Source organism: Streptomyces sp. NPDC012827, from assembly GCF_042900905.1.
GTDB classification, from domain to species: domain Bacteria; phylum Actinomycetota; class Actinomycetes; order Streptomycetales; family Streptomycetaceae; genus Streptomyces; species Streptomyces gulbargensis.
In genome coordinates this window covers 193,623-215,333 of the sequence record NZ_JBIBBY010000008.1, presented here as the reverse complement: position 1 = coordinate 215,333, position 21,711 = coordinate 193,623, and the positions used below count along the sequence as shown (strand labels likewise).

The 21,711-nt window shown below is 73.2% G+C and carries 17 protein-coding genes; 7 read left to right on the top strand and 10 right to left on the bottom strand.

Going from position 1 to position 21,711, the window contains the following annotated elements:
• Positions 1-89: 89 nt before the first annotated feature.
• Entirely contained in the window at positions 90-1,043 is a 954-nt protein-coding gene (locus ACFY60_RS19575) for a glycerophosphodiester phosphodiesterase (protein WP_388612007.1), read from the bottom strand.
• Positions 1,044-1,253: 210 nt separating this feature from the next.
• On the opposite strand from ACFY60_RS19575, the gene ACFY60_RS19570 reads away from it, so the two are divergent.
• Both ACFY60_RS19570 and ACFY60_RS19565 read left to right on the top strand, forming a co-directional pair.
• Entirely contained in the window at positions 1,254-2,000 is a 747-nt protein-coding gene (locus tag ACFY60_RS19570; RefSeq protein WP_388612006.1) for an IclR family transcriptional regulator, read from the top strand.
• A gap of 165 nt (positions 2,001-2,165) precedes the next feature.
• A complete protein-coding gene (locus tag ACFY60_RS19565) occupies positions 2,166-2,636 on the top strand; it encodes a hypothetical protein (protein ID WP_388612005.1) in 471 nt (156 codons plus the stop codon).
• Positions 2,637-2,710: 74 nt separating this feature from the next.
• On the opposite strand, the gene ACFY60_RS19560 is transcribed toward ACFY60_RS19565, so the two are convergent.
• The 4 genes from ACFY60_RS19560 to ACFY60_RS19545 all read right to left on the bottom strand — a co-directional run bounded on the left by ACFY60_RS19560 (position 2,711) and on the right by ACFY60_RS19545 (position 7,628).
• Positions 2,711-4,153: a GH1 family beta-glucosidase gene (locus ACFY60_RS19560; protein WP_388612004.1), complete on the bottom strand. Its 1,443-nt coding sequence runs from the start codon at positions 4,151-4,153 to the stop codon at positions 2,711-2,713.
• Between the two features lie 116 nt (positions 4,154-4,269).
• Complete coding sequence (locus ACFY60_RS19555; RefSeq protein WP_388612003.1) at positions 4,270-5,184, bottom strand: carbohydrate ABC transporter permease; 915 nt, start codon at positions 5,182-5,184, stop codon at positions 4,270-4,272.
• A 4-nt stretch (positions 5,185-5,188) separates the two neighbouring features.
• A complete protein-coding gene (locus ACFY60_RS19550) occupies positions 5,189-6,193 on the bottom strand; it encodes a carbohydrate ABC transporter permease (RefSeq protein ID WP_388612002.1) in 1,005 nt (334 codons plus the stop codon).
• A gap of 94 nt (positions 6,194-6,287) precedes the next feature.
• Positions 6,288-7,628 (bottom strand): ABC transporter substrate-binding protein, encoded by a 1,341-nt coding sequence (locus ACFY60_RS19545; protein WP_388612001.1) that lies wholly within the window; start codon positions 7,626-7,628, stop codon positions 6,288-6,290.
• A 391-nt stretch (positions 7,629-8,019) separates the two neighbouring features.
• Here ACFY60_RS19545 and ACFY60_RS19540 point away from each other — a divergent pair, with 391 nt between their 5' ends.
• Complete coding sequence (locus ACFY60_RS19540) at positions 8,020-9,060, top strand: LacI family DNA-binding transcriptional regulator (protein ID WP_388612000.1); 1,041 nt, start codon at positions 8,020-8,022, stop codon at positions 9,058-9,060.
• 58 nt (positions 9,061-9,118) lie between these two features.
• On the opposite strand, the gene ACFY60_RS19535 is transcribed toward ACFY60_RS19540, so the two are convergent.
• The 3 genes from ACFY60_RS19535 to ACFY60_RS19525 form a co-directional block, all read right to left on the bottom strand.
• Complete coding sequence (locus ACFY60_RS19535) at positions 9,119-9,868, bottom strand: D-Ala-D-Ala carboxypeptidase family metallohydrolase (RefSeq protein ID WP_388611999.1); 750 nt, start codon at positions 9,866-9,868, stop codon at positions 9,119-9,121.
• 184 nt (positions 9,869-10,052) lie between these two features.
• The gene (locus ACFY60_RS19530) at positions 10,053-11,804 is read right to left on the bottom strand and encodes a glycoside hydrolase family 6 protein (RefSeq protein ID WP_388611998.1); all 1,752 of its coding nucleotides are present in this window, start codon (positions 11,802-11,804) and stop codon (positions 10,053-10,055) included.
• A 17-nt stretch (positions 11,805-11,821) separates the two neighbouring features.
• Positions 11,822-13,369: a cellulase family glycosylhydrolase gene (locus ACFY60_RS19525; protein WP_388611997.1), complete on the bottom strand. Its 1,548-nt coding sequence runs from the start codon at positions 13,367-13,369 to the stop codon at positions 11,822-11,824.
• A gap of 264 nt (positions 13,370-13,633) precedes the next feature.
• On the opposite strand from ACFY60_RS19525, the gene ACFY60_RS19520 reads away from it, so the two are divergent.
• From ACFY60_RS19520 to ACFY60_RS19505, 4 genes are all read left to right on the top strand, one after another.
• Positions 13,634-16,552, top strand: a complete 2,919-nt coding sequence (locus ACFY60_RS19520; protein ID WP_388611996.1) for a glycoside hydrolase family 48 protein — start codon at positions 13,634-13,636, stop codon at positions 16,550-16,552.
• A gap of 225 nt (positions 16,553-16,777) precedes the next feature.
• A complete protein-coding gene (locus ACFY60_RS19515) occupies positions 16,778-17,842 on the top strand; it encodes a LacI family DNA-binding transcriptional regulator (protein ID WP_388611995.1) in 1,065 nt (354 codons plus the stop codon).
• Positions 17,823-18,362 carry a SigE family RNA polymerase sigma factor gene (locus ACFY60_RS19510; RefSeq protein ID WP_388611994.1) on the top strand — a complete coding sequence of 180 codons (540 nt, stop codon included), beginning with the start codon at positions 17,823-17,825 and terminating at the stop codon, positions 18,360-18,362. The genes ACFY60_RS19515 and ACFY60_RS19510 overlap by 20 nt, the downstream gene beginning before the upstream one ends.
• Complete coding sequence (locus tag ACFY60_RS19505) at positions 18,362-19,051, top strand: hypothetical protein (RefSeq protein WP_388611993.1); 690 nt, start codon at positions 18,362-18,364, stop codon at positions 19,049-19,051. Before ACFY60_RS19510 ends, ACFY60_RS19505 begins: the two co-directional genes overlap by 1 nt.
• Before the next feature lie 61 nt (positions 19,052-19,112).
• Here the strand turns inward: ACFY60_RS19505 and ACFY60_RS19500 are convergent, their stop codons facing one another.
• Together ACFY60_RS19500 and ACFY60_RS19495 are read right to left on the bottom strand one after the other, a co-directional pair.
• A complete protein-coding gene (locus ACFY60_RS19500; RefSeq protein WP_388611992.1) occupies positions 19,113-20,264 on the bottom strand; it encodes a pectinesterase family protein in 1,152 nt (383 codons plus the stop codon).
• Between the two features lie 143 nt (positions 20,265-20,407).
• The gene (locus ACFY60_RS19495; RefSeq protein WP_388611991.1) at positions 20,408-21,709 is read right to left on the bottom strand and encodes a polysaccharide lyase family 1 protein; all 1,302 of its coding nucleotides are present in this window, start codon (positions 21,707-21,709) and stop codon (positions 20,408-20,410) included.
• Positions 21,710-21,711: the final 2 nt, after the last annotated feature.

Here is a 21,711-nt window from a genome sequence, read left to right as displayed (position 1 = left end):
CACGCCCTCGTGGCCCGAAGCGTAGGCGATGCCCGCCCGGCGGGAGAGGAGGAACGGCAGGGCCCCGGACACCCCGGCCGGGGCCCCGTCTACGCCCCTGCGGCCCGGCCCGTCAGCCAGCCCGCGAGCTCCGTCGGACGGTTGGTGATGACCCCGTCGACCCCCAGGGCGTCCAGCTCCTTCCAGCGGGCCGGCCGGTCGACCGTCCACACGTTCACCGCCACGTTGGCCGCGTGCAGCTCCTGCACGGCGAGCGGGCGGGCCGAAAGCCCGCGGTCCGAGACGTTGTACGCGGCCAGACCCAGCTCCCCGGCGACGGCCACCGGATCGGGGTCCAGCGTGTCCCGCAGCAGCCCCAGCGGCAGCTCCGGCGCGAGCTCCCGGACGTACCGCAGGGCGGCCGGGTCGAAGCTCTGGACGAAGACCCGGTCGGTCATCCGCAGGCTCCGGACCTCCCGTACGATCCGGTCCACCTCCTCCCGCCCGTGCGGGCCCTTGATCTCCAGGAGCAGCCTGCCCCCGCGCGTCCGCAGGTCCGTCAGCTGGGCGGCGAGGGTGGGGACCCGTGCCCCGGCGAAGGCGGGCGCGAACCAGGACCCGGCGTCCAGGGCGTCGAGCTGGGCGGAGGTGAGCGAGCGGATCGGTCCCGTGCCGTCGGTGGTCCGGTCGACGGTGGAGTCGTGCAGGACGTACGGCACGCCGTCCTTGCTCGGCTGCACGTCGTTCTCGATCCAGACCGCTCCGCCGCGGCGGGCCACCTCGTCCGCGATCAGGGTGTTCTCCGGAGCCGCCGAGGAGGCGCCCCGGTGGGCGATGACCGTCATCGGCTCGCCCGCCCGGCGGACCCAGGAGCGGGAGCCGGCGGGCGCGCCGGGCGCGGCCGGCGCCGCGACAGGGGCGGACGCGGCGCGCGGCGCGCCGCCGGCCGGTTCGGACAGGAGCAGCGACGGGGCGGCCAGGACGAGGACGGCGGCGAGCGCCGTCGACCCGTAGCCGAGGTGGTGGGGACGCGCCCGGGGCGCGCTCGGTGGTACGTCGTTCATGAAGGCCGAGCCTAGAGGCGGCGGATGACCCTGCCGGGACCCCACACCGGACACCGTGTGACGAGTCGGCAAAGGACGGGCGCCGCTCCCGGGGCGCGACGCGCGGAGCGAACTCCTGGCCGGACGGCCCGGCCCGGGTGCATGGTGGAAGGCGTGCCCGGAGCCGTGCCGTCGGGGGACAACGGCCGGGCGGAGAGACAGGGGGAACCCATGGACACCGGTACGACCACGGCGCGAAGAACGGCGCGGGTGACGGCGGACGACGCGGGCGGTCGGGACGCGGCGGCCGGCGGGCGCGGGCGCGGCGTGCTGGAGGGCGCGTTCGCCCTCCTCGACGCCCTCCGCAGGACCGGCGACGAGGCCGGCGTGACCGAACTGGCCCTCGCCTGCGGCGTTCCCAAGGGCAGCGTGCACCGGCTCCTCGACCAGCTGGTCGCCGTCGGCGCCGTCGAACGCAGGGGCTCCCGCTACCGGGTCGGGCCCCAGCTGTACCGCCTCGGCCAGGCCTGGGAGCCCCACCCCGGGCTCCGCCCCGCCGCCCGGCTGCCGGTCCAGCGGCTGCGCGCCGCCACCGGCGCCAGTGTCGTCCTCACCGTGCTGCGCGAGGACATGGCGATCACCGTCGGCTCCGTGCCCGGTGAACTGGAGGCGGTCGTCCCGGTCCGTGACGGCACCGCCTTCCACCTCGACACCGCCGCCGGCCGGGCCCTGCGCGGTCCCCGGCGGGGCGGCGCGGTCCTCGACCGGGAGGACGTGATGGACGGCGTGTGCTGCGCCGCGCTTCCGGTCCGCGCCCCCGACGGACGGATCGTCGCCGCGCTCGCCGGGCTGGTCCCGGCCGGCCGCCGGCTCGACGCGCTCGCCCAGGCCGTGGCCGAGGCGGGCGCCGCGATCACCCGGGTCCTCGCCCGGGGCGTGCCCCGCGGCACCGTCCCGCCCGCCGCGCTCGTCCGCTGACCGGCCGCCGGAGGCGGTCCGTTCCGTCCAGCGGAACGCGCGGAGAACCGGCGGGGCGGCCCGGGGCACAGTAGGTGTCGTGCCGGGGGGAACGGCACACCGGCCCGCCGGAGCGCGGGCCGGGACCACTGTCACGCGAGTGACCCGAGTGTGGGGGGACACCACATGCGCAAGAACCGAGCCGCACGCCTCGCCGCCACCGCTCTGCTGGGCCTCGGCAGCGTCGGCCTCTTCGCCGGCACCGCCCAGGCCGAGCCGATCGACTACGTGAAGATCGAGCTGTTCGAGCTGCACTGCCAGAAGAACAGCGAGGGCGACCACGACGAGGCCTACCTCAAGATCACCGACGCCAACGGCAACGCCGTCAAGGTCTGGCCGGGCAACGGCGTCAAGTACCAGACCATGGGCACCGGTTACGTCCGCTCCATGGCCGACGGCAACGGCAGCGCCGCCCTGATCCTCGGCAAGGAGCAGGCCCGCACGATGACCCTGTGGGACTACGACTCCACCAGCGGCGACGACAAGCTCGGCGCCACGCTCGTCACCGGCAGCGAGGCCGGCGCCGAGACGCAGTGGCGCACGGTCGAGGGCTCCGGCGGTGTGTACGTGATCGGCTACCGCGTCATCGACATCTGACCGACGCCCGCACCCGCGACCGGGGGCCGTGCCGGAACCACCGGCACGGCCCCCGCCGTGTGCCCGGCCGAGGATCAGACGCCGTCCGGGGCGTGCAGCTCACCCGAACGCGCCACCCGCGCGTACCACCGCGCGCTCGACTTCGGCGTGCGCTCCAGCGTCCCGTAGTCCACGTGCACCGCGCCGAACCGCTTGGCGTACCCGTACGCCCACTCGAAGTTGTCCAGCAGCGACCACAGGAAGTAACCACGCACGTCCGCCCCGTCGGCCATCGCCCGGTGCACCGCCTCCAGGTGCGCGTGCACGTACGCGGCGCGCTGCGGGTCGTGCACCGTACCGTCCTCGCCGACCACGTCCTCGTACGCCGCACCGTTCTCGCTGATCACCAGCGGAAGGTCGGGGTACGCGGCGGAGAGCCGGGTCAGCAGGTCGTACAGGGCGCTCGGGTCCACCGCCCAGCCCATCGCCGTCGGCTCGCCCGGCGCGCGGTGGAAGGCGACCGAGTCGGCCCCCGGCCACGGCGAGAACGCGCTGTTCCCGTGGCCGTCGTCCTGCGGCTTCTCCGCGCCCTCCGCGACCTGCGAGACCACCGTCGGCGTGTAGTAGTTGACCGCCAGAAGGTCCAGCGGCTGGTGCGCCGCCGCCGTGTCCCCGGGCCGGACGAACGACCAGTCCGTCAGATGCGCGGTGTCGGCCAGCAGGTCCTCCGGATAGGCGCCCTCCAGCATCGGGCCCAGCCAGATCCGGTTGCCGACGGCGTCGATCCGGCGGGCCGCCTCCCGGTCCCCGGCCGAAGCCGTGAGCGGCCGCACCTCGTGCAGGTTGAGCGAGACGGCGACCTGACGATCCGCCGGCAGCGCCGCCCGCAGCGCCTGCACCGCGAGACCGTGCCCCAGGCTGAGGTGGTGGGCCGCCCGCAGCGCGGCCACCGGGTCGGTGCGGCCCGGGGCGTGGACGCCGGAGCCGTACCCCAGGAAGGCGCTGCACCAGGGCTCGTTGAGCGTGGTCCACCGCTTCACCCGGTCACCGACCGCCCCGGCGACGATCGCCGCGTACTCGGCGAACCGCTCGGCCGTCGCACGCTCCGGCCAGCCGCCCGCGTCCTCCAGCTCCTGCGGCAGGTCCCAGTGGTAGAGGGTCAGGGCCGGCTCGATCCCGGCGGCGAGCAGCTCGTCCACGAGCGCCCGGTAGAAGTCCAGGCCCTTCTGGACGGCCGGCCCCCGCCCGGTCGGCTGCACCCGGGACCAGGAGACGGAGAACCGGTAGGCGTTCAGGCCCAGTTCGGCCATGAGCGCGACGTCCTCGCGGAACCGGTGGTAGTGGTCCACGGCCACGTCCCCGGTGTGCCCCTCGAAGACCTTGCCGGGCGTGTGCGAGAAGGTGTCCCAGATGGACGGGGTCCGGCCGTCCTCACGGGCCGCCCCCTCGATCTGGTACGCGGCGGTGGCCGCGCCCCACAGGAAGTCGGGCGGGAACGAACGGGTGGCGGTGAGCGGCCGGGTTTCGGACGCGGTCATAGGAGGGGGCTCCCAACGGGGTACGGGTCGGTCCTCCCGCGGCCCGGCGTCTGCGACGGGCCGTGGGGGATCCGGGGACGGATGGGGACGCGCGCGGCGCGCGACGGGCGGGACGGTCAGCTCTTGACGGCGCCCGCCGTGATGCCGCCGACGATGTGCTTGCCCAGGAAGGCGAAGACGAGCAGCAGCGGCACGGTGGATATGAGGGCACCGGTCAGCACGATCGCGTGGTCCACGCTGTGGTTTCCCGCGCCGAGCCCGGCCAGCGCCACCTGGAGGGTGGGGCTGCCGTCCGGGGTGAGCGCGATGAACGGCCAGAAGAAGTCGTTCCAGGACTGCACGAAAACCAGCATGCCGAGGACGGCCATGGCGGGGCGGGCCACCGGGAAGACCACGTGCCAGATGATCCGCAGGCTGTGCGCCCCGTCCATGCGGGCCGCCTCCACCAGTTCGACCGGCAGCGCCTCCACCAGGAACTGGCGCATGAAGAAGACGCCGAAGGCCGCGACCAGCGAGGGCAGCACCACCGACTGGAGCTGGTCGACCCAGCCCAGGTCGGTGATGATCCGGTAGAGCGGGATGACGCTGAGCTGCGGCGGGATCGTCATCGTGGCCACCACCAGGGAGAGCAGCATGGTGCGCCCCCGGAACGGCAGTTTGGCGAAGGCGAACCCGGCCAGGGTGGAGAACAGGACCGTGGAGAGCGCGACCAGGCTCGCCACGATCGTGGTGTTGATCAGCGCCTCGCCCATGTCGACCTGGTCCCAGGCGAAGGCGAGGTTGTCCAGGAGCCGGGGACCGGGCAGCAGCGGCGCCGGGGCCTCCACGACCCGCTCGCCGGTGTGCGAGGCGGCGACCACGTTCCAGTACAGCGGGAAGAGGGAGACGAAGGCGGCCGCGGCCAGCAGGACGTAGGTGAGCGGTCCCGCGTGGTGCTGCCGGCCGGCCGACGGACGGAACCGTCCGCGCGGCGCCGCGGGCACCGCCGGGGCCGTCGGTTCGGCGGGCGTCGTGTCGAGTGTGCGGGCCATGAGGTCAGCTCCCCAGCTTCTTGCGGTGGTGGCGGGAGACGAGTGCCTGGACGCCGCCGATCAGGAGCAGGAGCAGCAGCATGACCCACGCGATGGCCGAGGCCTGGCCCAGCGCGCCGGTGACCCACCCCTTCTCGTACATCAGCAGGCTCAGCGTCTGGAACTGGTTGCCGCTGCCGCCGCTGATGCCGACGCTGCCGCCGTACAGCATGGGCTCGCCGAACAGTTGGGTGGCGCCGATGGTGGAGACGATGATGGTGAAGAGGATCGTCGGCCGGATCGACGGGATGGTGACGCTGAGGAACTGGCGCCAGCGGGAGGCGCCGTCGAGCGAGGCCGCCTCGTACAGGTCCTGCGGTACGGCCTGCATCGCCGCCAGGTAGATGAGCGCGTTGTAGCCGGTCCAGCGCCAGGTGACGATCACCGAGATGGCGATCTGCGCGGGCCACTTGGACGACTCCCAGTTCACCGGGTCGAAGCCGACCCAGCCGAGCAGGCTGTTGATCATGCCGTAGTCGGTGTTGAACAGCTGGGCGAAGACCAGGGTCGCCGCCGCGATCGAGGTGGCGTACGGGGCGAGGATCGCGACCCGGAAGAAGCCGCGGGCCCGGAGCTTGTAGTTCAGCAGGTGCGCCAGGCCGAGGGCCATGAGCAGCTGGGGAACGGTCGAGATCACGCCGATGGTGAAGGTGTTCAGGAGCGCGTTCCAGAAGAACTCGCTGGTCGCGAGGTCGGAGTAGTTCTCGAGTCCCTTCCAGGAGGCCTCGCCGCCGAGTTCCACGCGGTGGAGCGAGAGCCAGCCGGTGTAGATCAGCGGGAAGAGGCCGAAGGCCGCGAAGGTGAGGAAGAAGGGGGCGACGAAGACGTACGGGGTCGCCTTGAGGTCCCAGCGGTAGAGGGTGCTGCGCCGGCCGCCCGGGGCGGCTCGCCGACCGCGCGGGCCGGGGGAGGAGGGCGGTGCTGCGGGCGGCGGGGAACCGTCCCGGTCCGCCCGAACGGAGGTGGCCACGGGGGCGTCCTTCCAGGTCGATGCGTGCGGTGGTGCGGTCGGGTGCCGGTACGCGCCGCCGACGGGCGGCGGGCGGACCGGCACCCGGCCCCCGCTACTGGTCGATCTTGTCCTCGATCAGCTTCCTGACGTTCTCCCAGGCCTTGGCCGGGTCGGTGCCGCGCTGCTCGATGTCGAGGATGCCGTTGTCGGTGAGGAAGGTCTTCACCTGGCCGTCCCAGCGGCTGATGGAGGCGGGCCGGATGCCGGCCGCGGCGGACGAGAAGATCTTGCCGACGGGGGTGTCACCGAAATACGGCAGCTTGGCGTCCTGCACCGCCGACGAGGTGAGGGTGTCCTTGGAGGAGGGAATGTTGCCGTTCACCGCGAACACCTTGGCGTGCTGCTCGGGAGCGGTCAGCCAGGCGGCGAGAGCGGCGGCCTCCTTGGCGTGCTTGCCGGACTTGGGCACGGCGAGGAAGGCGCCGCCCCAGTTGCCGGCGACCGGCGGCGCGGCGATGTCCCACTTGCCCTGGTTGGCGGGGCCGGCCTGGTCCTTGATGATGCCGGTCATCCAGCTGGGGCAGGCGACGGTGGCGAACTTCGAGTTCTTGAACGCCGCGTTCCAGGTGCCCTTCTCGTCGAACTGGCGCAGTTTGGCGGTCAGTCCGCCCTGGGCCGCCTCGACCGCCGTGTTCCAGGCCTTCTTGACCCCGGGGCTGTTCTCCCAGTCGAGCTTGCCGCTCGCGTCGGCGTACTGGACGGGGTCGCTGGCGACGACCGCGTTGAACAGGCCGCTCGCGGAGTCGTGGAAGGCGGTGCCGGCCGGGGCGTTCTTCTTGTACGTCTCGCCGGTCGCGAGGAACTTCGCCCAGTCACCGGCCCAGAGCTTGGCGACCTCGTCGCGGTCGGTGGGCAGCTGGGCCTTGGCGAAGAGGTCCTTGTTGTAACAGATGGCCATCGGGCCGATGTCGGTGCCGAGGCCGATGACCTTGCCGTCGGCGGTGGTGGCCTGCTTGACCTTCCAGTCCAGGAACTTCGAGACGTCGGCGCCGCCCTCCTTGCCCAGGTCGACCCACTTGCCGCCCATGGTCTCGCCGGTCGCCTCGGCGATGTAGCCGACCTCGATGGCCTGGATGTCGGCGAGGCCGCTGTTGCGGGAGAGGCGCAGCTTCAGCGTGTCCCAGTACTTCTGGCCGTCGGCGACGTTCGACTCCTCGATCTTGATGTTCGGGTGGAGCCGCTCGTACTCGGCGTAGAGCTTCGCGCCGGTCTTGTTGTCGTAACCGAAGGAACCGAAGGTTCCGACCCGCAGCGTGATCGTGCCGCCGTCCTTGCCCGCGGCGTCGTCGTCGCCGTCGCCGCCGCAACCACTGAGCAGGACCGTGCCGGTGACGGCGGCGGCGACCGCCGTGATCAGGGGCCGGCGTCCGCGTCTGCTGCTGGAAGTGCGCATTCCACTCTCCTCGTCCCAGGTGGTGCCCGTTGTGCGCCCGAAGCTCCGGCCGGCCTCCCGAGGCTCGGCGTGGCCCTGCCGGGACCGGTGGAGCGGGCTGTGTCCGCACCCCCATATGGGAGCGCTCCCACGTCGTTGCCGGAAGGTTGCCGCCGGGCGGGTGCACGTGTCAAGACATGAACGCGGATTCGTTACCGGAAGGTTTTACGGGGGTTTCACGTCCTCGGGGGCGGTGCGCCATGTCATCTCCTGAACGCATCCGGCGTGACGGGAAGCCGTTGGCCACGCTAGGGTGGGAGCGCTCCCATGGCCTGAACGGTGCCGTGCCGCGGCTGCCGAGTGCCGCCGGGCCGAGGGGTGCGCGCCGGCGAAGGAGGGGAGTTCGGGAGTGGTGAGCGGACGGCAGGGCGGCAGGCCCACCCTGGAGCAGGTCGCGGCCCGGGCGGGCGTCGGCAGGGGCACGGTCTCCCGGGTCATCAACGGCTCCCCCCGGGTGAGCGAACAGGCCAGACGGGCCGTCGCCCGCGCCGTGGCCGAGCTCGGCTACGTCCCCAACCAGGCGGCCCGTGCCCTCGCCGGCAGCCGCACCGACGCGATCGCGCTCGTCATCCCCGAGGCCGAGGCCCGGCTGTTCGCCGAGCCGTACTTCCTCGACCTCATCCGCGGCGTGAGCGCCGAACTCGCCGACGCCGACAGGCAGTTGCTCCTGACGCTGGTGCGCAGCGAGCAGGAGCGGCAGCGCTTCGAGCAGTACCTCGCCGCCCAGCGCGTCGACGGGGTCCTCCTGGCGTCGGTGCACGGCGACGACCCGCTGCCCGACCGGATCCGCGAACTCGGCATCCCCGTCGTCATGAACGGCCGCCGCTCGGAGGCCGAACCGGTCCCGTACGTCGACTCCGACAACATCGGCGCGGGCCGCGCCGCCGTCGCCCACCTCGTGGCACGCGGCCGGGACCGGATCGCCACCGTCACCGGGCCCCTCGACATGTACGTGGCGCGCGCCCGGCTCGGCGGCTACATGGCCGGGCTCGCGGAGGCCGGGCGGATCCCGGACAACTCCCTGGTGTCGGCGGGTGACTTCACGGAGGAGGGCGGGCGGCGGGCGATGCTGCGGCTGCTCGACCGCGGACCGGACCTGGACGCGGTCTTCGTGGCCTCCGACGTGATGGCCGCCGGGGCGCGCGGCGCCCTGCGCGAGGCGGGCCGCCGGGTGCCCGACGACGTGGCCCTGGTCGGCGTCGACGACTCACCGGTGGCCCGGCTCATGGACCCGCCGCTGACGAGTGTGCGCCAGCCCATCGAGGAGATGGGCCGCACCATGGCGCGCATGCTGCTCCGGGAGATCGCCGGGACCCCGGAGGAACCGCGCCGCCGGGTGCTGCCGACGGAGCTGGTGGTACGGGACTCCTGCCGGGCCGTGTCCGGGACCTAGGCCGTGTCTTTCGGATCTTGCCGGGCGCGCGGGGCCGGCGCGCGGCCCCGCGGGGCGGTCAGATGCCGCAGCTGGAGGCGGACCAGAAGCGGCTGCTCCGGTGGTCGACGTGGGTGTGGTCGTCGTGGCCCGGGTAGCCCGGACCGAGGATGCCGTTGAAGCCGTGGTTCCGGGCCTGCTGGGCGAGGCGGCAGAGCGAGTGCGGGCCGGAGCCGAGGTCCGCGGCGTCGCCGTAGAGGTGCCGGCTGGTTGAGGCGCCCCCGACGGCGTCGTTGCAGGCGTGGCTGCGGAAGCCGCTGGTGACCCGGATCGGCTCGTCGCCCAGGGCGTGGCGCAGGGCCTCCAGCTTCCACATCGTGCGCAGGGCGTTGGCCTTGGCGGTGGTGGCGCTGACGGCGCCGCCCGCCCAGGTGGTGTTGCAGTTGTTCAGTTCCGCGTAGGAGAAGTGGACCGGCGTGCAGTCGTCGTCCTGGAGCTCGTAGATCTTGGCGAAGGTGGCGGGTCCGGCGACGCCGTCGGCGCTCAGGCCGTAGGCGGTCTGGAAGCGTTTCACGGCGGCCGTGGTGGCGGGCCCGTAGGAGCCGTCGATCGCGAGGACGCCGCCGTAGCCGGGGTGGCCGGCCACGCGGATCTGCAGCTGGGTCACATCGGCGCCGGAGGCGCCCTGGGAGAGGGTGCGCGACCAGGTGTAGCAGCCGTCGGCCCGGGCGGTGCCCGGGGTGGCGACGACGGCCGCGAGGCCGGCGGCGAGGAGGGCGAGGGCGAGCAGGAGGCGGGGAAGGATCGAGCGGGGAGCACGTGCGTGCATCGTGCGGTCCTCCATCTGCGCGGGAATGTGCACGATGACGTGCACCTGCCATGCGCAGGGTGGCGTCCGGGGTTGACGCGCGTCAACCACGCGGGCCCGCCGACATTCGTCGGACCAATGGCAGAGGCACGCGGGCAGGTGCCGCACCCCGTCCTCCGGACCGGGTGCGGCACCTGCCGGGGTGCTACAGCGCGGGGTGCGCGTTCCTCAGGAGCTCCTGGAACTGGGCCGAGAACCACTTGCCGGACAGCGGCGCGTCCGGCAGGGCGCCGGACATGCTGTTGCCGTTGCGCGGGTTGCCCGTGTACGTCGGGTCGCACATGCGGTCGAAGCCCTTGCCCTCGTTGTTCGGGATCTCCTTGCTGGCGCCGTCGGACTCGCCCGGGGGCTTCATCCAGACGTACGCGTCGATGCCGGCGGCGGGGGCCGCCTGGGGCCGCTCGCCGAGGCCCGCCCCGGCCTGGTTGCACCAGTTGCCGAGGTGGATGCGCCGGTCGTAACGGCCGCCGTTGACGTAGGTGTCGACGCTGGTCGTCGCGCCGGGGCCGGTGGGACGCTGGGTGCCGCCCCAGCCGTTGCGGGAGGTGTCGATCAGCATGCCGAGGTTGCTGTCGAAGCCGAGCGAGACCAGCTTGGCCCGCATGGCCTGGGCGTAGGACAGCTCGTCGGTGTACTGGTTCCAGTCGATCCACTTCGACGTGCGCACGGAGGTGCCGTTGACACTGTCGGTGATCTTGAAGTTGTCCTCCTTCAGGGCGCTGTAGTTCGCCGTGTTCACGATGAAGCCGTGGACGTTGGCGACGGTGGAGCCCTCCGCGGTCGCCGCCTGCTTGAACAGCTCGGCGGACGGGCCGAAGTTGGAGTCCCAGCCGAGCCAGCCGTGGTGACCGGCGTCGACGTAGTTGTAGACGTTGGCGACCGCGCCGAGCTTGGCCAGCGCGTAGCCGACGCCCTTGATGTAGTTGCCGTTCTCCTTCATCACGTTGCAGTTGGCCGTCTCGGTGGGCCGGCCGGCGACGTTCGTCACGAGGTTGGGCAGGGAGTCGATCTCGACGGTGGTGACGATCCGCAGGCCCGCGTACTTCGGGTCGGCGAGGATCGCCGCGATCGGGTCGATGTACTGGGTCTTGTACTTGTCGATCTCCGTCGGGCCGAGCTCGCCGTTGGAGGCAAGGGCGGAGCAGTCGCGGCCCGGCAGGTTGTAGATGACCAGCTGGACGACCATCTCGCCGGTGCCCTTCTGCTTGAGGGCCTCGTCGAGGTGGGCGCGCAGGCCCATGGAGCCGTTGGCGCCGTTGATCGCGGCGATGCGGTCGAGCCAGACACCGGTGGGCTGGTTCGAGACCTTGGTGCCGCCCGGCTCGGCGGCCGCATGGGCGGACCACTCCGGGTTCACGTACACCTTGGCGCCCGCGTACGGGTTGTCGGCCTTCGTCCCGGCGGGCGGCGGCGTGGTGGGCGGTGTCGTCGGGGGAGTGGTCGGCGGGGTCGTCGGTGGCGTGGTGGGCGGCACCGAGCCGGTGCACGTCACGCCGTTGAGCGTGAAGCTCGCCGGCAGGGCGTTGGTGCCGCTGTAGGTGGCGTTGAAGCCGAAGGACGTCGAACCGCCGGTCGCGAGCGTCCCGTTGTACGAGAGGTTCTTCGCGGTGACGGCGGCGCCGGACTGGGCGAGTGTGGCGTTCCAGCCCTGGCCGACCTTCTGGTCGCCGGCGTAGGACCAGCCCAGCGTCCAGGCGCTGACCGGGTCCCCGAGGTTGGTGACGGTGACGTTGGCGGTGAAGCCGGTGCTCCACTGGTTGGCGACCTGGTAGTCGACCTTGCATCCTGCTGCGGCGGCGCCGGCGGTGGCGGTGCCGAGCGCGGTGGCCGTGGCGCCGGTGGCGGCGATCAGGCCGAGCGCCGCCAGCAGGGCGGTGCGGTTCTTCGTGCGGCTCATGGGAGTGGGGGTTCCTCTCAGGGAGTGAGGGCGCGCAGGTGGTCGCGCAGCCCGATGCCGAATGCGGTGGGGGTGCCGTCGTACGAACTGATCAGTGCGGGGCCCGAGTTGCAGTTCCACGTGTTCCAGGTCCAGCCCAGGTACGACAGGCCGCGGTCGTCGAACCACTTCATGACGCGGTCGATGAACGCGTGTCCGCAGGTGTTCTCACCGATCTCGCCCGCGAGCAGAGGTACCTCGGCGGCCACGGGGGCGAGGGTGTCGTTCCAGCACGTCTCGGTGGAGCAGGTGTTGAAGTTGTAGACGTGCCAGGCGGCGGCCAGATTGCCCGCCGGGTCCGTGGGGCGGTACCTGAGCCACTGGCTCAGGTCGTTGGAGTAGGCGATGCCGGGGACGAGGACGAGGTTGGTCGCGCCGGTGGCGCGGACCGCGTCGACCAGGTCCTGCATGCCGGCGACCTCGTAGCCGATGCCCGGGCAGGTGCCGCCGTCGCGCCAGCAGGCCCACGCCTGGGCGGCGGTGGGGGTGGCCCGGTCCGGGTAGGGCTCGTTGAACAGGTCGAAGACGACCCGCCGGTCGTGCTTGAAGGCCTGGGCGACCGAGGTCCAGAACTCCGGTGTGTACCGGGCGTTCGGCATCGGCTTCTGGCAGGAGGCGTGCACGTCGGCGCAGCCCGCGGAGTTCCCGGTGTACTGCCCGTAGGTCCAGTGCAGTTCGACCACGGGGGTCATGCCGTGGGCGAGGACCCGGTTCACCAGGTCCTTGACCGCGTTCACGTACGCCGTGCCGCGGTACTCGGGCTTGATGTTCCCGTGGCCGAGCCAGCACTCCTCGTTGAGGGGAATGCGGACGGTGTTGGCCTTCCAGCCGGCGATCGCCCGGATCGAGGCGTCGTCGACGGGACCGTCCCAGATCCCGTGGCCCTGGACGCAGGCGAATTCACCGCCGGAGCGGTTGACGCCGAGGAGACGCCGGGTCGCGCCGTTCTGGTCGACGAAACGGTTCTGGCTGACGCCGAGTTCGGGCGCGCCGGTGACCGGGGCCGGGGGAGTGGTGGGCGGAGTGGTCGGGGGAGTCGTCGGGGTGGGGGTCGGGGTCGGGCCGGGGTCGGTCGGAGTGGGGGTCGGGCCGGGCGTCGGGGTGCCGGCCGTGGTGCAGGGCGTGCCGTTGAGCGTGAAGGTGGTGGGGGCCGGGTTCGCCCCCGTCCAGGAGGCGACGAAACCGGTCGCCGCCTTCGCCCCCGTACCGAGCGAGCCGTTCCAGCTCTCGTTCCGTACGGTCACGGCGGCACCCGACTGGGACCACGCGCCGCCCCAGCCCTGGCCGACGACCTGGCCGGCCGGGAAGGAGAAGCCGAGGCTCCACCCGTCGAGCGGGGCACCGCCGTTGGTGACGGTGACGGCGCCCTGGAAGCCCCCGGACCACTGGTTCGTGACCGAGTACTCCACCGTGCAGCTGGGCGCGGCCGCGGCTCCGGAGGCCGTACCCATGAGGGCGAGCGCGCTGCTCGCCGTCGTGAACGCCGCTCCTGCGAGCAGCGCGGACAGACGTGGGGGATGGCGCATGAGCGAGTCCTCACAGCGAGGGCACAGCCCTGACGGTGTGCCGACTGGATGGAACCGCTCCCACTGGTCGGCCAGACCGTAGCGCCAACGGCCGCCAAGGAAAAGAGGCCTTGGGCAAATTCCTCGCCGACCGACTTCGAGTCTTCACGCACCTTGACGGCGTTGCGGCCCAACTGCACAGTGGGAGCGCTCCCACTGGTTCAAGGCTTGACCGTCTCCTGCTCTCGCACCCCCGACCTCCCGAGCCGCGAGGAGAACCACCCCATGCCACGAACACGCTCACGGCCCCGCAGATCCCTGACCGCGCTGGCCGCGGCCCTCTCGCTCCCCCTCGGCCTCCTGGCCGCCGGCGCCGCCGGCACCACCACCGCGCGGGCCGCCGCCGCCGTGCAGTGCAGCGTCGACTACCGGACCAGCGACTGGGGTTCGGGCTTCACCGCCGAACTCACCCTCACCAACCGGTCGTCCGCGCCCCTGAACGGCTGGACCCTCACCTACGCCTACACCGGTGACCAGAAGCTCACCAACGGCTGGAGCGGCCTCTGGTCCCAGTCCGGCAAGAACGTCACCGTCACCAACGCGTCCTGGAACGGCACCGTCGCCGCCGGAGCGGCCGTCACCACGGGCGCCCAGTTCACCTACACCGGCGCCAACGCCGCCCCGACCTCGTTCGCGGTCAACGGCACCCCCTGCGCCGGTGCCCACCAGCCCCCGGTCGCCGTGCTCACCAGCCCGGCCGCCGGTGCGGTCTTCACCGAGGGCGACCCCGTGCCGCTCGCCGCCACCGCCGCCGCGGCCGACGGGGCCACCGTCGAGAAGGTGGAGTTCTACAGCGACACCACCCTCCTCGGGACGGACACCACCGCACCCTTCACCCTCGGCGCCACCGGCCTGGCCGCCGGCGCCCACTCCCTCTACGCCCGGGCCCACGACAGCCTCGGCGCCTCGGCCGAGTCCGCGCCCGTCGGCATCACCGTCACCGCCGGACCCGCCCTCGTCGCCGCCCCCGCCACGCTCTCCGTACGCCAGGGCTCCAGCGGCACCTTCGACCTGAAGCTCTCCACCCGGCCCGCCGCGAACGTCACCGTGAGCGTCGCCCGCACCTCCGGCACCACGGGCCTCAGCGCCACCCCGGCCTCCCTCACCTTCACCCCGGCGAACTGGAACACCGCCCAGAAGGTGACCGTCGCGGCGGCCGCCACCGGCACCGGCACCGCCGTCTTCACCGCCACCGCCCCGGGCCACGCCAAGGCGGAGGTCACCGTCGCCCAGCTGGCCGCCGGCTCCACCTACGACGCCCGCTTCCTCGACCTGTACGGGAAGATCACCAACCCGGCCCACGGCTACTTCTCGCCCGAGGGCATCCCGTACCACTCGGTGGAGACCCTGATCGTCGAGGCCCCCGACCACGGGCACGAGACGACCTCGGAGGCGTACAGCTACCTCATCTGGCTCCAGGCCATGTACGGCAAGATCACCGGTGACTGGACCAAGTTCAACGGCGCCTGGGAGACCATGGAGAAATTCATGATCCCCACCCGCGCCGACCAGCCCACCACCTCCTCGTACAACGCTTCCAAACCGGCCACCTACGCCCCCGAGTGGGACCTGCCCTCGCAGTACCCGGCACGGCTCGACTCCGGGGTCACCTCGGGATCCGACCCGATCGCCGCGGAACTCAAGAGCGCCTACGGCACCGACGACCTCTACGGCATGCACTGGATCCAGGACGTCGACAACGTCTACGGCTTCGGCAACGAGCCGGGGAAGTGCTCCGCGGGCCCGACGGCCACCGGCCCGTCGTACGTCAACACCTTCCAGCGCGGCCCGCAGGAGTCCGTCTGGGAGACCGTCACCCACCCCACCTGCGACAACTTCTCCTACGGTGGCAGGAACGGCTACCTGGACCTCTTCACCGGCGACGCCTCCTACGCCCGGCAGTGGAAGTACACCAACGCCCCCGACGCCGACGCCCGCGCCGTGCAGGCCGCCTACTGGGCCGACCTGTGGGCCAAGCAGCAGGGCAAGGGCGGCCAGGTCGCCGGAACGGTCGCCAAGGCCGCCAAGATGGGTGACTACCTGCGCTACGCGATGTTCGACAAGTACTTCAAGAAGATCGGCAACTGCGTCGGACCGACCGCCTGCCCGGCCGGCACCGGCAAGAACAGCGCCCACTACCTGATGTCCTGGTACTACGCCTGGGGCGGAGCCACCGACACCTCGGCCGGGTGGTCCTGGCGCATCGGTTCCAGCCACAACCACAGCGGCTACCAGAACCCGCTCGCCGCCTACGCGCTGAGCTCCTACGCCCCGCTCAAGCCCAAGTCGGCGACCGGACAGGCGGACTGGGCCACCAGCCTCGACCGGCAGCTGGAGTTCTACCGCTGGCTCCAGTCGAGCGAGGGCGCCATCGCGGGCGGTGCCACCAACAGCTGGCAGGGCCGCTACGCCACCCCGCCGGCCGGCACGCCCACCTTCTACGGCATGTTCTACGACGAGAAGCCCGTCTACCACGACCCGGCGTCGAACCAGTGGTTCGGCTTCCAGGCCTGGTCGATGGAGCGCGTCGCCGAGTACTACCAGCAGACCGGTGACGCCGACGCGAAGACCGTCCTCGACAAGTGGGTCACCTGGGCGCTCTCCAAGACCACGATCAACCCGGACGGCACCTACCGCATCCCGTCCACCCTCCAGTGGTCCGGCGCGCCCGACACCTGGAACCCGGCGAGCCCCGGCGCCAACAACGGGCTGCACGTCACCGTCGCCGACTACACCGAGGACGTCGGCGTCGCCGCCGCCTACGCCAAGACCCTCACCTACTACGCGGCCAAGTCCGGCCACGCCGAGGCCAAGCGCGTCGCCAAGGCCCTCCTCGACGGCATGTGGCAGCACCACCAGGACCCCCTGGGCATCGCCGTCCCGGAGACCCGCGCCGACTACAACCGGTTCGACGACCCCGTCCACGTGCCCAGCGGCTGGACCGGCGTCATGCCCAACGGCGACCCGGTGAACTCCACCTCCACCTTCGCCTCGATCCGCTCCTTCTACCAGGACGACCCGGCCTGGCCGAAGATCGAGGCCTACCTGGCGGGCGGCGCCGCCCCCGTCTTCACCTACCACCGGTTCTGGGCCCAGGCGGACATCGCCCTGGCCATGGGCTCGTACGCGGAGCTGCTCGAATAACAGCCCGCCCCGCCAGGAGCGGCCGCGCGTACGACGGTGCCGGGTGGACCCCAGGACGGGGCCCGCCCGGCACCGGGCCTTTCCCGCGCGGGCGGTCCGTCGAAGGCCTGCCGCCGGCCCCCGTCTGGACAGCCCGCCGAGCGGCCGCTTAGGGTCGGGTCCGAATCAACGTCACCACCGTCGGGCGGACGCCCGGAAGACCGGGAACAGCCGAGGAGAGCGCACGTGGTCACCCTCGCCGACGTCGCCCGCCACGCCGGGGTCTCAGCCAGCACCGTCAGCTACGTCCTCAGCGGCAAGCGGTCCATATCCGCCCCCACCCGCGAGCGGATCCGGCGCAGCATCGACGCGCTCGGCTACCGGCCCCACGCCGGCGCCCGGGCCCTGGCCAGCAGCAGGACCGACATCCTGGCCCTGATGATGCCGCTGCGCACCGGCCTCTACCTGCCCGTGATGATGGAGATCGCCATGGCCGTCACCACCACGGCCCGGGCCCACGGTTACGACGTCCTCCTGCTCACCGGCGAGGAGGGGCCCGAGGCCGTCCGCCGCGTCGAGGGCAGCGCCATCGCCGACGGCATGATCGTCATGGACGTGGAACTCGACGACCCCCGCCTCCCCGAGCTGCGATCCGCCGAGCGCCCCGCCGTCCTCATCGGGCTGCCCGCCGACACCGCCGACATCACCGGACTCGACTGCGTCGACCTCGACTTCTCCGCGGCCGGCGCCCGCTGCGTCGATCACCTCGCCGACCTCGGCCACCGCCGGATCGCCGTCCTCGGCGAACCCCCCGCCGTCCACGAGCGCGGCACGGGCTACGCCGCGCGCACCCTCGCCGGCCTGCGCGAGGCCGCGGCGCGGCGGGGTGTCGGCCTGCTCCACCGTCCCGTCGAGGGGACGTACGCGGCGGTCGCCGCCGCCGTCACCCGCGTCTTCGAGGAACGCCCCGGCACGACCGGCCTCGTCGTCCAGAACGAGGCGGCCGTCGAACCGCTCCTGGCGCTCCTGCGGCACCAGGGGCGCGCCGTGCCCGAGGACGTGTCCGTCGTGGCCGTCTGCCCCGACCAGGTCGCGCTGCACGCCTCCGTACCGCTGACCGCCGTCTCCGTACCCGCCCGGGACATGGGCCGCCGCGCCGTCGAGCGGCTCGTCGCCCGGCTCGCCGGCGAGGCCCCGCGCGGTACGGAGCTCCTCGCACCGCTGCTGACCGCCCGCGCCGGCAGCGGCCCCGCCCCGCGCACCGCGACCCGCACCCACCCCGAGGACCGCGGTGGCCACGGCGGGCGCTGACCACGGCGACGGCGCGAGTGAGTTCCGGACCTTCTTCGAGAACCACTACGCCGAACTCGCCCGCCTCGCACACCTGCTGACCGGCGAGACCGACGCCGCCGACGACCTCGCCGCGGACGCCATGCTCGCCCTCTGGCACCGCTGGGACCGGGTCCGCGCCGCCGAACACCCCACCGCCTACGCGCGCGGCGTCGTCGCCAACCTGGTCCGCACCCGCATCCGGGGCACCGTCCGTGAGCGGCGACGCATCGCCGCCTTCTGGGACCGCCGCCCCGAGCACACCGAGGGCCCGGACGTCCCCGCCGTCCTGGACGTACGGACCGCCCTGCGCGCGCTGCCCTTCCGCAAACGCGCCTGCGTCGTCCTGCGGCACGCCTTCGACCTGTCCGAACGGGACACGGCGCTCGCGCTCGGCGTCTCCGTCGGTACGGTCAAGAGCCAGACCGCCAAGGGCATGGCCGAGCTGCAGCGGCTGCTCGGCGACCGTGCCGCCCACGAACTCGCCGCGCGGAGGAGCTGATGGACGAGGCACAGCTGCGCCGCGAGCTGCGGGAGGCCGCCGCGGCCCACCGGCCTGACCGGGCCCGCATCCTCGCCCGGGTCGAACGGGGCCTCGCGGACCCGGACCCGGCCCCGACGCGGACCGTACGGCCCCGGTGGCGGACCGCCGTGGTGGTGGCCGTGGCCGCCGCCGTCGCGGGTGTCGTGGGGGTCGCCGGGCTCGTCGCCACCGGCACGGGGGACCGGCGGCCGGCCGGACCCTCCACCGTACGGCCCGCACCGCCGCCCGGACCCGTGGCCCGGGCGGCCGGCAGCATCGACCCCGGCAGCAACCGCTGGTGGGCCCAGAGCGATCTGGCCCTGACGACGCGGACCCCGGTCTCGGCCCTGACCGTCGAAGTACGCGTCGCCCGGACGGGCGGCGTCGTCAGCACCGGCCACTGGCGCACCCGGCCGGCCGAGGACTTCACCGTCGCGGTCACCGGTGAGCCGGACGCCCTGGTCTACCGCTGGACCCTCCGGCCGGGCCGGACGCTCCCGCCGGGCCCCCACACCTTCGCGGCCCAGTACAACCACGCCGAGGGGGACAGGGACGCCTCGGCCGACACGTACACCGTCGTCCTGACCGGCCCGGACGGCGGCCGGTCCACCCTCACCGGCGGCTTCGGCGCCGCCCCGCGGCAGGACGGTCCCGGCGCGGGCTGGTGACCCGCGGGAGCACGCCCCGGGGGTCCCGCCGGGCCGGCCGCGCGGCGGAGTGCCGCGGGCCTCACGCCTGCGCTCCCGCGCGGAAGCGGCGCGGTTCCCAGTCGCCGAGGTAGGCGCGGGGCGTGGCCCCGGCGGCGTCGGCCGGGGTGAGCTGCGGCCGGTTCTCCGGGACGGTGATCCGCGCGCCGGGGCCGGTGTTGCGGTACTCCGCGAAGCGCTGGGCCTGCCACGGGTGGGCCTCGCGCATGTTCGCGTACGGGGCGGCGGCGTCGATCCCCGGGCCGAGCACGCTCTCGCGGACCACCAGGGACGGCCGGGCGGTGGGGTCCGAGCTCGGCACCCACGGCCGGGCCAGCTTGTAGAAGCCGTCCGGGGCCTCGCTGGTGACCCGGCAGCGCACGGCGAGGAACCCGTAGGGGCCGGCGGCCGCCGTGGACGGGGCGAAGACGAACCCGTGCGGGGCTCCCGCCAGGTCCGGGCGGAGCAGCGTGCGGAAGTGGCAGTGCTCGAAGACGGCGGTGGCCCGCCCGAAGACGAAGTCCACGTCTCCCTCGGCGTAGCAGTGCGCGAAGTACTGGCGGGCGAAGGCCGACAGGGCGGCCGAGTCCGCGTACAGCGTGTCCTGGTGGCCGAGGAAGCGGCAGTGGAAGAAGGCCGAGCGGTCCCCCGTCACCTTGAGCGCCACCGCCTGCGTGCCCGGGTTCCCCGGCAGGTCCGTGCGGAGGAAGTCGTTGGCGAAGGTGACGCCCCGGGCGGTGAAGCCGTCCGCCCGCAGCGTGGTGGTCGCCGAGCCGCTGGTGCCGTGGGTGCCGCCGCCCGGCCGGGGCGTGCCGGCCGCGTTGTCGTACACCACGACCACGTCACGGGGGTCCCCGGTGGCGCCGATCCAGGTCATCCCGGCCCGCGCCGCGTCCACCGTGACCGTCTCGCGGTACGTGCCGGGCGCGAGGACCAGCGTCCACCCGGGCCCGTCGGCGGCGTCCACCGCGGCCTGGACGCGGGTGTGGTCACCGAGCCCTCCGGGATGCACGTACAGCGTGCGGTCGTCGGGGCGGCGGGACGGCGAACCGTGGCGGCCGAAAGGCCGCGCGGGGTCCGAAGGACGCGCGGCGGCCGGGCCGGAGGACAGGGCGAGGGCCAGGGCCGCGCCCGCGCCGCCGGTGAGGAGGGCGCGGCGCCCGGGGCCGGAACGGGGGGCGTGCGAGGAGGGCACGGGGATGCTCCTTCGCTGGTCGGTGGGGTGGGGAAGGGGGAGGGAGAACGGACGGGTGCCGGGAGGAGGATCCGTCCCGGCACCCGCGGCGGTCGGCGGCGAGCGCTCCCGTCGGGGCCGACGGCCGGGTGCGGCGGCGCCGCTCAGCGCAGGCGGCCGGCGCCCGCGCGGTGGCCGACGACCCCGGGCACGGCCCGCGGGTGGTCGACCCGGGTGCGCAGCGTCGGCGTCCAGCCCGCGTCCGCGCGCAGCGTCTCCTCGGGGAACTGCGCGTTGTGCACGGCGAGCAGGTCGACCGGCACCCCGTTGACGACATTGCCGGCCGTCGTGACCGGCGCGTCCTTCCACTTCTTGAGGATCCGCCCGGCCGGCACGCCCTCGGCGAGGGTGAAGGCGTTCTTCTCCGCGACGAGCCGCGACTCCTGCCCGATGCCGAGGCTGTACGCGTAGGGCGCGCCCCGCACCACGAAGTGGTTGTTGTACGCGTCGACCTGACCGAAGCGCACCCGCGGCGCCCGCTCCACCACGTTGTCGAAGAGGTTGTGGTGGAGGGTGACCCGCAGCTTGCCCCGGTCGGTGGCGCCCGCGCTGTCGCTGTTGCCGATCATCAGGGTCTTGTCGTGGTCCTTGAACACGTTCCACGACACGGTGACGAGGTCGGCGCCCCGCACCACGTCCAGTTCGCCGTCGTGCCGCTGGTACAGCTCGCCGAAGTAGGACGGCAGGGAACTGTCCGGGTGGGCCCCGTCGGTGAAGGTGTTCCGGTCGATCCACACATGGGTGGAGCCGTGCACGACGAGGCTGTCGTACTCCGAGTTCCAGGCGCCCCTCGCGCCGTCCGTCGGGTCCCACTGCGGGAAGCAGTCGAGCGGGCTCTCCAGGGTCAGGTTGCGGACGACGACGTTGTCCACGCCCTGCACCTGGAGGCTGCCACCGGTGATGCCGGCGTTCCGGCCGACACCCACGATCGTCGTGTTGCCGGGCACCTGGGCCTTGACCGCCCGGGCCTGCGCGGTGGCGGAGGCCGCCCGCAGCTCCTCCTGGGGGCCGCTGACCTCCTTCTCGTACCCCCACACCGCCGGGTCGTAGTCGGCCAGGTAGCGGGCGAAGTCGTAGCCGGGCGCGGCGAAGGCCCCGCAGCCGGCGGCCGTCGCGTCCAGGGTGCCGACGACCCGGACGATCCTCGGCCCGGTGCCGGGGACCGCGAGGGCCGCCCGGAACTCCTCCCAGGTGGTGACCGTGAAGACCCGGGAGGGGTCGGCGGCCGAACCACCGGTCGTGCCCGTGCCCAGGGCGGCCCAGCCGTCACCGGCCGGCAGGACCGCGCGGGCCGGGTCGCCGCCCGGCCGGGGGACGGCGTGGGCACCGGCCGCGGGGGCGGTGACGGTGATGCCGAGGGCGAGGGCGGCCGCGGCCACCGCTCCCCGTCGCGTGCGTCGGTTCACGG